10 protein-coding genes are annotated in these 12,833 nt (G+C 36.0%); 7 read left to right on the top strand and 3 right to left on the bottom strand.

Annotation, left to right across the window (positions count from 1 at the left end; translation table 11 throughout):
- Nucleotides 1-472 precede the first annotated feature (472 nt).
- Nucleotides 473-1,831: a citrate transporter gene (locus tag BMX83_RS07010; RefSeq protein ID WP_425425842.1), complete on the top strand. Its 1,359-nt coding sequence runs from the start codon at nt 473-475 to the stop codon at nt 1,829-1,831.
- A 33-nt stretch (nt 1,832-1,864) separates the two neighbouring features.
- Nucleotides 1,865-3,094 carry an amidohydrolase family protein gene (locus tag BMX83_RS07005; protein WP_091635230.1) on the top strand — a complete coding sequence of 410 codons (1,230 nt, stop codon included), beginning with the start codon at nt 1,865-1,867 and terminating at the stop codon, nt 3,092-3,094.
- 7 nt (nt 3,095-3,101) lie between these two features.
- On the opposite strand, the gene BMX83_RS07000 is transcribed toward BMX83_RS07005, so the two are convergent.
- Nucleotides 3,102-3,578 (bottom strand): hypothetical protein, encoded by a 477-nt coding sequence (locus tag BMX83_RS07000; protein WP_091635227.1) that lies wholly within the window; start codon nt 3,576-3,578, stop codon nt 3,102-3,104.
- Nucleotides 3,579-3,698: 120 nt separating this feature from the next.
- Complete coding sequence (locus BMX83_RS06995; protein ID WP_091635225.1) at nt 3,699-3,953, bottom strand: alpha/beta hydrolase family protein; 255 nt, start codon at nt 3,951-3,953, stop codon at nt 3,699-3,701.
- A gap of 198 nt (nt 3,954-4,151) precedes the next feature.
- On the opposite strand from BMX83_RS06995, the gene BMX83_RS06990 reads away from it, so the two are divergent.
- The 3 genes from BMX83_RS06990 to arcC are packed head-to-tail and all read left to right on the top strand — an operon-like array spanning nt 4,152 to nt 8,957.
- A complete protein-coding gene (locus tag BMX83_RS06990; protein WP_091635274.1) occupies nt 4,152-7,151 on the top strand; it encodes a bifunctional FdrA/YlbE family protein in 3,000 nt (999 codons plus the stop codon).
- 2 nt (nt 7,152-7,153) lie between these two features.
- Nucleotides 7,154-8,014 (top strand): oxamate carbamoyltransferase subunit AllH family protein, encoded by an 861-nt coding sequence (locus tag BMX83_RS06985; protein WP_091635222.1) that lies wholly within the window; start codon nt 7,154-7,156, stop codon nt 8,012-8,014.
- A 4-nt stretch (nt 8,015-8,018) separates the two neighbouring features.
- Nucleotides 8,019-8,957, top strand: coding sequence for a carbamate kinase (gene arcC / locus BMX83_RS06980; protein ID WP_091635219.1), 939 nt, complete (start codon nt 8,019-8,021; stop codon nt 8,955-8,957).
- Between the two features lie 95 nt (nt 8,958-9,052).
- Here the strand turns inward: arcC and BMX83_RS06975 are convergent, their stop codons facing one another.
- A complete protein-coding gene (locus tag BMX83_RS06975; RefSeq protein WP_091635216.1) occupies nt 9,053-10,693 on the bottom strand; it encodes a PucR family transcriptional regulator in 1,641 nt (546 codons plus the stop codon).
- Between the two features lie 526 nt (nt 10,694-11,219).
- On the opposite strand from BMX83_RS06975, the gene BMX83_RS06970 reads away from it, so the two are divergent.
- Together BMX83_RS06970 and BMX83_RS06965 are read left to right on the top strand one after the other, a co-directional pair.
- A complete protein-coding gene (locus BMX83_RS06970) occupies nt 11,220-12,464 on the top strand; it encodes an NRAMP family divalent metal transporter (protein WP_091635214.1) in 1,245 nt (414 codons plus the stop codon).
- 134 nt (nt 12,465-12,598) lie between these two features.
- Nucleotides 12,599-12,833, top strand: a 235-nt coding sequence (locus BMX83_RS06965; protein WP_177170533.1) for a transposase, incomplete at its 3' end; no start/stop codon positions are given.

Raw genomic sequence — 12,833 nt, 5'->3', positions numbered from 1 at the left:
GATGTGCGTATGATCTAGCTTCATCAGTTAAATTGTTTGGGGTCATAGTTCATAGATTGTAAAAAGCGTATTTTCAAGAACTTTTGTATAAACAAATAGAAGGATTGTCCAGAGTGGATAAAATTACGGTCTATATTTTCTTATATATCCATGATAATTAATAAGTAAATTCGTTATACTTATTAATGATTCTTAATATATAAGAATTAAAAATATAAAGCGCTCAATTTCTATATCAAAAAAGCTAAAGTTTTTGTAAGGGTTTTAGCGTATGGTAGAATAAATGAGTGGTGGAAAAGCAATTTCATCGCAAGCGCTTGATTTATATTTTGGGTCTACACATTTTATTTAACTACAAAAGTGAAAGAGGTTGAGGGTAAGAAGGTTGGATTGCTGCATGTTGGTAGATTTATATATTGAAATAATGTAAGTGCTTTAAAATTCTTATTAAAAGTGAGGGGAATTATTTATGTTGAAAAAAATTAAACAGTTGGTATGGCCTATAGCATTTTTCATAACATTTATCGCTTCAGATATTAATGTTTTTGCGCAAGGGATCGATACCATTGAAGCACCATCTGGATTTAATGCATTATTAGCTCTTGTCCCATTGATTCTTATACTTGTGCTCTTATTCCTGAAAGTTGATATGATCTTTGCAGGACTGGCAGGTGGTGTAATAGCCATGCTTCTAGTAGGTATTACTATACCGGAAGTCAACCAAGAGTTGCTTAGTGCTATACCTACTATGCTGACGATTACTGTTCCTATCATTAACTCAGCGGTAGCGATGGCAGTGTTCAAATCAGGAGGCTATTCTGCATCCTTGGAATTAGCCAAAAGAGGAACGAAAGGAAAAGTCGAATTCGTTTCAGGATTCTTGGTCATTCTTTTAGCAGCAGCTACTTACATGTCAGGAATTGGCGGCGGAAGTGCTATCGTTATCGCTCCATTAGCTTTCGCAGCAGTTGGTGTTGTACCTGAATTAATTGCAGGGATGTCATTAGCAGCGGCAGTATCATTTACAACATCTCCAGCTTCATTGGAGTCTAGTGTTGTTTCTGAATTAGGTGGCTTCCCAGTAACTGAATACGTTGCAACGATGCGTCCGTACACGTTGTTCTTTGTCGTAGCAGCAGTACTGCTAGCATTCTTCGGAACAAAACGTCGAGATATCGGCTTTAAAAAAGATGAGTCAGAAGAATATTCTAATCTTTCATCAGGTAAATTATTCGTAATGACCTTACCTGCTATCTTCTTATTATCTGCCGTTATCTTTGGTCCATTGCTAAATGATGTAACAGGAATGAACTTAATTAACCCATTAGTATACACAGTTATTACGTTACTATTAATTGTTGTTTGTACAAAGTTCAACTTCAACGAAACAGGCGAAGCGATGATCGATGGTTCTTCATACATCCTGACACGTTTGTTCCAAGTTGGTATCTTCTTGACATTCATCAATATCGTAGCTCAAACGGGTGTGTTTACACTGATTGCTAACGTGACACAGCAAGCTCCAGATGTCATTGTGGTCCCCGTTGCTGTTTTAGCTGGTATTTTGATTGGTATTCCAGCCGGTGCTTACGTTGGATCTATTCTAACGTTGATATTACCAGTTGTTATTGCATTGAATTTCTCACCATTGGCTATAGGTTTAGTAACAATGGGTGTTGGTTTAGGAAGCCAAATGAGTTTCGTAAACATTACAATGCAGGCACTATCATCTGGTTTCCAAGTTCCAATTTTAGATATTGTTAAAGGGAACGTTAAATGGATTGGATTATCATCTGTCTTACTACTTGTTATTGCATTTATCTTTGCATAACCAATATTATTTTAAAAAACTAGGAGGAGAAAAATGAACTTAGATATTCTTATACAGAATGCACGATTGAATGACAATGAGGAAACAGTTGATGTTGGCATTAAAGATGGCATAATCAAAGAAATTAGTAAAAAAGTTTCTGATTCAGCAGAAAAAGTTATCGATGCTGAAGGTCGCGTTCTTATCCCAGGAATGATTGAAGGACATATCCATCTAGATAAGGCATTGATTGCAGGCAGAAAGCCTAACATGTCTGGTACTTTGAAAGAAGCTATCGAAGTCACTGCTGCATTGAAACCAACATTTACAGAAGAAGATATTTATGAGCGTGCTAAAGATGCACTGGAAATGATTATTCCAAGAGGCGTTACACAAATACGTACGCATGCTGAATTTGATCCAGCTCAAGGATTTACAGGATTCAATACGATTATGAAATTAAAAGAAGAATACAAGAATCTTATTGATATTCAAGTCGTTGCCTTCCCTCAAGAAGGTATTTATCAAAAACCAGGAACAAAAGAAATGATGTACGAAGCGATGGAAATGGGCGCAGATGTTGTCGGTGGTATCCCTTATAACGATAAAGATGCACAAGAGCATATTGACTTAGTGTTTGAAATCGCTAAAAAATATGACAAGCCGATCGATTTCCACCAAGACTTCAGTGACGAAGCAAATGATATGTCGATTGAGTACCTTTCCAAAAAAACAATTGAAGAAGGTTACCAAGGTCGTGTATCTGTAGGTCACTTAACTGCCCTACATGCTGTTCCTGATGAAAGACTTAACCCAATCATTGAAAAAATGGCAGAAGCAGGTATCAGCGTTATGGCCTTGCCAGCAACTGATTTACACTTAGGCGCTCGTAACGATGAATACAACGTTAGAAGAGCTGTTACGCCTATTCGAAAATTAAGAGATGGTGGCGTGAACGTCTGTATTGCCACGAATAATATCCGAAATGCATTTACTCCTTACGGAAATGGCGACATCATTCAAACAACTATGCTAGCCATCCCTGTTGGCCATTTAGGCGGAGCAAAAGACTTACCAACTGTGTTACCAATGATTACTACAAATCCAGCGAAAGCTTTAGGATTAGAAAATTATGGTATTGCAGAAGGAAATAAAGCAAACTTAGTATTGCTTGATACAAAAGTTAAAGAACATGCAATCATCGATATACCAGAGCGTTTGTATGTGATTAAAGACGGTCGCATAAGCGTTAAAAATACTCGAACAACTACAATTTACCGTTAATTAAAAATCATTTGATATGTGGCAGCCAGTCAAAAATTTCTGAATATACATTTTTAGAAAAGTGAGACTGGCTGTCTTTATCAAAGACATGGTCATTATGATTGACTGAATAAAGATATGCGTTAGGTATTTGTTTAAGCAGCTTTTGTGCAATGTGAAAAGGAACGTCATTATCATAGATGCTGTGGGCAATAAATGTTGGCGGCAAATTATTTAAAGCGCCTTCATTAAGTCCGTACTGAGAGATATCATCTTCAGAAACATTTAATAGGTTCATCCAGTTACCTGATTGCCTTGCATATAAATAGAGAGCAAACCTCGTTTGTAAAGAACCGTTTGAAACAGGAACAGGCTGGATGATTTTTTTAACAACTTTTTCAGTTAATATTGGATAATTAGAATAATAAGCACTTGGTATCTGAAACTCATTGTAATCGAGTGCATTGTAACCGTAGAAATTGATAATGCATTTTGGAGCTTTCAACGTTTGATCTGCTGCAATAAGAAAACAGAGATAAGCACCTGCCGAACGTCCAAAGAGGATGTATTCAGAGCCTTCTAAAGAGAGAGTTTTTGAAGCCTCTTTATCGAACCAACGGACAGCTTATTTAACAGAATGCAAAATAACTTTAAGCTCACTTTCAGGTGCTAGCGGGTAGTCAAAAGACAGGAAATGATAGCCGGCATCTAAAAAGCTTTGAATCGCATTTTCTGAAATATCGTGACGAGACCCATAGATAAGACCACCACCGTGAAAATAAAGAATTGTTTTATTCAAGGGGGCTGATTCACAACGATAAAAAGATGCTTTTATTGGAAGATCTCTTAGATGTGAGTACGTATATTCTTCAGTTTTCAATTTGATAACATCCTTTTTTAGAGTAGTATAATTCTAATAGTAGCATACTATTTAGAAGGATTAATAAATAAATTCAAGAGAGATTTATTCTTATCTAAAAAAGATAAAATGTCAGGCAAAGTTTATCCGCGTGCTCAAGTGAATACGCTGTCAGTTATTGTTATAGTTAACAAAGAAAGTCAAAGGGAGGAAATAATAGTGATATACACACGAATAAAAGAAAATAGTTATCAAGATTCTATCAACCTTATGCTATTGACAAACTCAGTCAATACTGTTGATGGGGTTAACAGTGCACAAGTAATGATGGGTACTGATGCTAACAAAGATTTATTCAAAGATGCAGATTTATATAATGATGTTGTAGCAAATGCGGAACCTAACGATATGGTTGTTGCTATAGATTCAGACGATGAAGCGGTATTAGATAAAGTAATGGAAGAAGTAGAAAATTATTTAAGTGATTTATCTGTGAAGAAAGACTCAGATTCACTTGAAAATGTTGCTACATGGAGTGAAGCGGTTGATGCTTTACCAGATTCTAACGTTGCATTGATTTCGATTCCCGGTATTTATGCTGCAGATGAAATTGAGCGCGCATTAGATGCTGATAAACATGCTTTCGTATTCAGTGATAACGTATCTATTGAAGACGAAGTACGCTTGAAGAAAAAAGCACATGAAAAAGGTTTATTAGTAATGGGACCGGATTCAGGTACAGGTATGATTTCAAGTGTGCCATTGGCATTTACGAACGTTATTAAACCAGGAAATATTGGGATGGTTGGTGCGTCAGGTACAGGAATTCAAGAAGCAACAACAATTATTGATCGTCTTGGCGGCGGTGTTGTTAATGCTGTTGGTGTTGGTGGACGTGACTTATCTGAAGAAGTTGGCGCAATAACAATGCTTGATGCTTTATCAGCAATGGATCAACAAGCTGATGTTGACGTGATTGTTGCTATTTCTAAGCCACCTGCAAAAGCAGTTCGTGATAAAGTAGTTGCTATGCTTCATAGCCTTTCAAAACCAGTTGTTGCGATTTTCCTTGGTGAAAAACCGGAACAAAACGAAGGCGATGTTCACTTCGCTTATACTCTAGAAGAAACAGCACGTATGGCTGTTGATTTAGCAAATGGAGAAAAAGTTAAAGAAACATACCAAACAGAATTAACAAATGCTGATACAGACATTAAAATCCCTGAAGGAAAAACAGTTAAAGGATTGTATTCAGGCGGAACATTAGCCTCTGAAGCAGCTACATTAATTGCTGAAGCGCTTGAACTGGGAAAACTTTCTAAAGAAGAAGGATACAAACTTAAGACTAATGGATTCGAAGTGATGGACCTTGGTGATGACATGTATACACAAGGAAAACCTCACCCAATGATTGATCCTGAAGTTAGAATAAATAAGATTAAAGAATATGCAGCCGATGACAATACGGGTGTTATTCTACTCGATGTCGTTTTAGGTTATGGTTCACATCCTGACATGGCTGAGGCTTTAAAACCTGCTATTGAAGAAGCAATGAATAACCATGAAGGCTTACAATTTATTGCGACTGTTGTAGGAACTCAAAACGATCCTCAAGAATACGACCACACACGTCAAGTATTAGAAGATCTAGGTGTGCTTGTAGAAGATAGTAACGCGAAAGCTGTTCGCTTAGCATTACACATTATGGGCAAAGATCTTGCGCCTGCACCTAAACCAACTGTGGACTATAAAGGTGAAAAAGCAGCATTACCTGAGCCAAGTGAGAAAGTTATTGACTTGCTAACAACAAAACCTCGTGTGATTAACATGGGTGTTGAAAGCTTCAGTTCAGTCATTAAGAAACATGGTGGAGAAGCTGTTCAATACGACTGGCGTCCAAGAGCTGGCGGAAACCAAAAACTTATCCGTATTCTAAATGAATTAGATAAAATGGATGAGATTGAAGAGCAAAACGAACGCGTAATCGACCGCTTCAAGAAGAGTGCACCAATCTTAAAAGATGTTGTACCTGCTTATACGGTTATCCCTGAGCTGAAAGAGAAAGCTCTTTTACATGCTGGACCTCCAATGACTTGGGACGATATGACAAGCCCAATGAAAGGATCTTGTATCGGGGCAGCTTTATTTGAAGGCTGGGCAGAAACTGAAGATGAAGCGATGGAACTACTTGGTAGTGGGGAAGTTAAATTTATCCCTTGTCACCACGTTGATGCAGTAGGACCAATGGGTGGAATTACTTCAGCAAATATGCCAGTATTCGTTGTTAAAAACCGTACAAATGATAACACAGCTTATTGTCAAATGAACGAAGGCATCGGTGCAGTCTTACGATTCGGAGCATATAACGAAGAAGTTGTTAACCGTCTGCACTGGATGAAAGATGTCTTAGGCCCAATTTTAAGCAAAGCTATTAAAGAAACTGAAAATGGAATTGATCTGAATGTTGTTATTGCTCGTGCTATTACAATGGGAGATGAGTTTCACCAGCGTAACCATGCGGCCAGCCTGATATTCTTGAAAGAAGTTGCGCCTATTATTGTTGCACTCAAAGACGTTGACGAAAAAGATAAGCAAGATACCGTTCAATTCCTTGCTGATACTGATCAGTTCTTCTTGAACGTTATGATGGCAGCAGGTAAAGCAATCGTTGATGGTGCACGTCAAGTTAAAGAAGGAACAATCGTTACAACATTATCTAGAAACGGTAAAGACTTTGGTATCCGTGTGAGTGCACTTGGTGACGAGTGGTTCACAGCACCTGTTAACAATCCTAAGGGACTATACTTCACAGGCTACTCTGAAGAAGATGGTAACCCTGACGTAGGAGACAGTGCAATTACAGAAACTGTGGGTGTTGGTGGTATGGCTATGGTAGCTGCACCAGCTGTAACACGTTTTGTAGGCGCAGGTGGCTTCCAGGATGCATTGGATGTAAGTAATGAAATGGACCGTATTACTGCAGGAAACAACCCTAACTGGTCTATTCCGACTTGGGACTTCAAAGGTGCAGCCTTAGGTATTGATATTCGTAAAGTTGTGGAAACAGGAGTCACACCAATAATCAATACAGGTATTGCGCATAAAGAAGCAGGTAAAGGTCAAGTTGGTGCAGGAACTGTCCGTGCACCTCTAGGATGTTTCGAGAAAGCATTGGTTGCGTATGCTAAATCAGTAGGTATTTCAGTAGAAGATGAATAATCATGGCTAAACGATTTAACATGATTGTGAAAGAGACAAAAAGTTCTTTTTTGTCTCTTTCTCTTCCTGATAAACGACAAATTGGGAAAGTTCATAGTGTTTTTGCTACAAGTTTAAACATTATGGTCAATAATCAATTAATTAATTTTTCTCAAGAAGGGATGTCTTTATCTGCCCACGGATGTATATTAGGCAAAAAAAAGATGGGGACCCTTTTAGAATTATGTCGGCCAAAAGATATAGTGAAAGTCGAAAATGATAAAATTACGTTCTATACAAAACAAGGTGTCGAAAGTGTAGATCTAAGTGATTTCACCGAAATGGATTTATCATTAACTAAAATCAATATTGCTGATCAATCTATAGCGGGGACATCTGTCTTTCAATCTTTAAAGGCTGTTTCGTTTGAAGAAGAAATAGGTATAGCATGTGATGGAAAAGCGAAAGCTGTTTTTGATATCTTGAATAATATCGCTACATCTTCGGAAGAAGAAAAAAATAAAGCCGTTACTTTCCTGATTGGAAGAGGTAAAGGTTTAACCCCAAGTGGGGATGATATTCTATCAGGATTTATAATGATCAGAAAAAGTTTTCTTGAGAAAGACAACTTTCAAGAATATGTTAAAGAGAAACTGAAAGTGCAAAAAACAACGGATATTAGTGAAGCATATTATAATGCTCTTTTTTCTGGATATGTTAGTAGTCTCTTTCTAACGTTCTTATCTGCTTTTGAAACAAATGAGACCTTAAATACCAATCAGCTTATTAAATTGATTGGTAAATATGGTCATACATCTGGATACGATACCTTATTGGGGATGTATTTAGGATTACAATCACTTATAAATGAAATGGAGGAATAAAAAATTGGATAAACAACGTTTTATAGTCGCATTAGGTGGAAACGCCATTTTGACAGACGATCCAAGTGCACAAGCACAACAAAAAGCTTTACAAGATACTGCGGAAAAATTAAGTGTTTTAGTTGAAGCAGGACATGAGGTAATTATCTCGCATGGTAATGGACCTCAAGTAGGTAACTTGTTACTTCAACAACTTGCTGCTGATTCTGCTGAGAACCCTGCTATGCCTCTTGATACTTTGGTTTCAATGACACAAGGAAGTATCGGGTACTGGTTGCAGAATGCACTTCAAAAAACGCTTCAAAGAAAAAATATCGACAAAGAAGTAGCGACTGTTTTAACACAAGTTATTGTTGATGAAAATGATCCAGCATTTCGTAACCCAACTAAACCTATTGGACCATTTTTAACAGAAGAAGAAGCTAAAAATGCTTCAGGTAAAGATGTTTATGTTGAAGATGCTGGTCGTGGATGGAGAAAAGTGGTACCATCTCCAAGACCAATCAACATTAAAGAATCAGCTGTAATCGAAAGCATGGTTAAAGCTGGCTTTATTACTGTTGCAGCTGGTGGTGGCGGTATTCCCGTTATCAACAAAGAAGATGGCGTTGAAGGTGTCGAAGCCGTTATCGATAAAGATTTCGCTTCTGCTAAACTAGCTGAACTTGTTCAGGCAGATACATTTATCATCCTTACAGGTGTAGATAATGTATATGTAAACTTTAACAAACCAGATCAGAAAAAATTAGAAGAAGTGACTGTTTCTGAATTAGAACAGTACATTAAAGAAGATCAATTTGCTCCTGGTAGCATGCTTCCGAAAGTAGAAGCAGCGATTGAATTCGTTAAAAATTCTAAGAATGGTAAGACAGTTATTACGTCATTGGAAAACATTGCTAACGCATTGGAAAATAATGATGGGACAACAGTTGTAGCAGGATAGTAAATAGGTTTACTAAAATTAAAAAAAGAGGTTGGGGCATAATAAATCCCAACCTCTTAGTTTTTCTAAAAATGCGTCCAAAAGTAGCTTCTTTATCAGCTTCTGTATTTAGGGTTATTTTGATTTTCTAGTGGTATAAATTTTAATATTCTTAGTGCAATACTGTACTGCAATATTTCCTCAGGGTTTTTCAAGTCGATATCATATCTTTCTTTTAAACGGTTGATACGATAGCGAACGGTTTTTGGGTGGATAAATAATATTTCTGATGCTTCTGAGTAGTTTTGGTTTACATTTATGAAAACATATAAGGTATTAAGTAAATCTGGATTGTCTTTTTGTAGGGCCTTAAGGTTTTCAGGAACAAAGCGGTCTAAAGAGTTTAAGTTATCTGTCTCAAGGAATAAACGATAGAGACCTAAATTTTCGTAGGAAACAATGGCGGATTCTTCATTGCCCATTCTCAAGATTTTTTGTGAGTCCATCGCTTGTCGATGACCTTCAGATAATTTGTAAAGAGATACTTCATTACTTATTGAAATATAATGATAGATATCCTTGTATGATTTATTCTCACTGATTTTTTTTAGAATAGTCTCAATTTTTTTCTTTACAGTATTAATAGTCATAGTCTCAGTTGAAGTGACTAAACTGACTTGGTTTTTATGGCCAATATAAAGAAGATTATTAAATTTATTTTTAAATAAATTTGCAAGTGTGTCTGTTAAGCGATTAACCAGTCCATCGGAAAGCTCACGTTTTTTACTGTTAAAATTGAAAACAATGACTCTATATTTTTTATCAGGATTCAATTCAAGATTATTTATTGTTTCATCAATATCTTCTTGAATAGTTAAACGGCCATGCACTAGATCTGAAACCATTTCATTCATTCTAGCTTTTTTGTTTTGTCTTAAAGCATACTTCTTAACTAATTCTGTTTGTATAGCGATAATTGTATTGGTTATGGCCATAAAATCCATATCAGAAAAGCGATAATCTGCGCCATGTATAATGAGTTGATATTCTTCATAACCAAGATTTGGGATAGTGAAAGAAAGTAATTTGTTGTTTTCTTGTGTTTTTATATTTGGATAATTCACACTGTGTTGCTCATACTCAAGATTATTAAATTCTCTATACATACTTTCGGCAGCATTTTTGAATTCGAAAAGGTTGTATCTTTCTTTTGTGCCAATAACTTTAGCGTTTGCTTTTTCAACCAAGGAGACTGGAACGCCAATGAGTGTGCTTAGCGTTTCAAGGATTTTTATTGTCCCGGATTGATTCATCATGAGTTGAATGAATTGCTGATGATTATCGTAATAGCTTTGTAATAATAAGGTGTTTCGATTATTTATTAGTTTCAAAATATCATTTATGATCGATTCATATGTGATATCCTTTTTCACTTCAAAAAGGGGAAAGCCAAACATTTTGCAATTAGAAATAAAATATTCAGGAATTTCACTAACAAGTCTGTTTTTTTTAAATATGAAAGCTGAGATACCAATTTCTTTAGCCTTTTTAAAAAAATGAATGATAGTTTCTGAGGTTTCATCCTTGAAAGCAAAGTTACTGGTCATCAAAATTTGTCTGGGACTTCCCCAATCCTCGATATCTAAGGCTTCCATAACCATGGCGCCGCTAACACTAATATTTAATTTTTCTTTTCCATAAATTAATTTTGAGTCTTTTAGTGATGGAAGTCCTGAGACTTCTTTTAATTTTAACATTGTATCAATACTCCGTTCTTTACTAAATCATATCTTCTTAAAAGAAGATAGTCTAATAGGTTTATGTTTTATTTTATATGACAGAAAAGCTATTACTACAACAAAGACACCTTTTAGTTGATGACTCAATAAATGAGTAAGAATCTAACAAGTAGCGCAGTGCGGTTAAATAGTTAGAGAGGGCTTTATATTATGAACCTATGAATAGATTAATTCATTTTTAACTTTATCCAACTCTTCTAATATTATATGAAAAGGGCAAAAAATAAAAGCGAAACTATATTATTCAACTTTCATCTAATATTATAGCTATTTTATCCGAAGTGTACAAATAATTTAATGAAACTTATCCTTTTTAGGGGTTGTATGCGCTGCCATTTACAAATTATTTTGTGTGTAGTAAAATTAATCTTAGATTACAAATTCTATAATATCCGATCGAAATTTATAATAAAATTCTATTAAATTCAAAGAAAGGAGAGAATGAGAGGGAAGTATTAAAATTATACATAAGGGGGAAAAATACATGAGTAAAAATGTCAAGAAACGAAAGAGCTTGTCTGAAAAGTTTAAAGATTTAGGGCCAGCTGCAATAGTTACAAGTGCTTTTGTAGGACCAGGTACGATTACGACAACAACTTTAGCTGGAATAAATTATCAATACGAACATTTGTGGGCCATCCTTTTTTCCGGGCTATCTTTGATGATTTTAATGGAAATGTCTGGGCGTATTGGAATTATTTCTGACCACGATATTGCGGAAGCGGCTATTTCAAGTTTTAATGATAATAAAATTGCAGCTCTTATTATTAAAGGATTAATAGTTATTACATTATTTGCTACAGCATTTGGATTTGAAGCAGGAAACCTTATTGGTGGTTCGTTGGGGCTAGCAGACGCACTAAACTCATCACAATGGCTTGCAGCCTTGATTCTTGGTGGGGCAGCCTTTTATGCAGTTGCGGTGGGAACAGCCAAAACACTGGAAAAATTGATGACATTTTTTGTAGGTCTTATGGGTATCGTATTTATACTAACAATGATTTTGGTGAAGCCTAACTATTCTGATGTAGCGTCTGGTTTTATACCAAGCAGCATCCCTGAAGGATCATCTGTTACTATTATAGCAATGATAGGGACCACACTGATTGGAATTAACTTATTGATGCAAGCGGTAACGAATGCGCGAAAATGGTCAGGTCCTGAGCATTTAAGTGACGCAAAATTTGATATCGGTTTTAACGTTGGTTTAGGAACACTTATAACTCTTTCAATAGTTATTACTAGTGGAGCCGTCTTGTTTGGAACAGGTGTAACTGTTACGAGTCCAATCATATTCTCTGCTATGTTGGAGCCCACATTAGGAGTGTATGCAAAAATGATCGGTAACATAGGGATTGCAGCAGCGGGCTTATCTTCTGCTATTGCTACTCCTTTGGTGCTAAAAGTTGTTTTAGCCCGACTATTCAAATGGGATCCTAACGATATGAAAGCACGTATAGCTGGTGGAGCCTCTGTCATTTTCGGTACAGCTTTTGCTGCTTTCGGAACCAGCCCGACGCAAATCATTGTATTTGCCTCTGCTTTCAGTGGTTTATTCCTTCCAATAGTAGCTATTTTGATAATGATTGCTGCTAATAACAAGAAACTTCTAGGAGAATATAAAAACACCCTTTTGCAGAACATACTCGGTGGCTTTGCAACGCTTGTAACCTTGGGATTAGGCCTTAATAGTCTATTGAAGTTTTTCGATAACTTGAGTAACTTGTAATAGTATAAATCTTATCATTTAAATGAGAGTATTCGATAAAGTCCATATAATTGTGTAAAAGATAAAAGGCCATATAAAGCTCCTTTTACGGTACAATGTTTTTATCGACAAAAACATACCTAGGAGGACTTTATATGACCCAAGTACATTTTACATTGAATACTGATGAGATACAAAAGATAATTAATGATTCTGTAAAAGATGATTTAGCGAAAGATATTTTAACCACCATTTTTAATCAGCTCATGGAAGACCAACGGTCAGAATACATTCAAGCTGATGAATATGAGCGATCAACTACACGTCAAAGTCAACGAAATGGCTATTATGAACGCGATTATACGACAAGAATTGGTACACTTGAATTAA

Origin of the sequence: Alkalibacterium gilvum (assembly GCF_900109085.1) — a bacterium.
Lineage (GTDB): Bacteria > Bacillota > Bacilli > Lactobacillales > Carnobacteriaceae_A > Alkalibacterium > Alkalibacterium gilvum.
This window is presented reverse-complemented; position numbering and strand designations above follow the sequence as displayed.

Bases quoted from the DNA above. Each gene is read 5' to 3' on its own strand.
- BMX83_RS06975 (WP_091635216.1), bottom strand. From the start codon at position 10,693: ATGTTAAAATTAAAAGAAGTCTCAGGACTTCCATCACTAAAAGACTCA.
- BMX83_RS07005 (WP_091635230.1), top strand. From the start codon at position 1,865: ATGAACTTAGATATTCTTATACAGAATGCACGATTGAATGACAATGAG.
- BMX83_RS06985 (WP_091635222.1), top strand. From the start codon at position 7,154: ATGGCTAAACGATTTAACATGATTGTGAAAGAGACAAAAAGTTCTTTT.
- BMX83_RS06970 (WP_091635214.1), top strand. From the start codon at position 11,220: ATGAGTAAAAATGTCAAGAAACGAAAGAGCTTGTCTGAAAAGTTTAAA.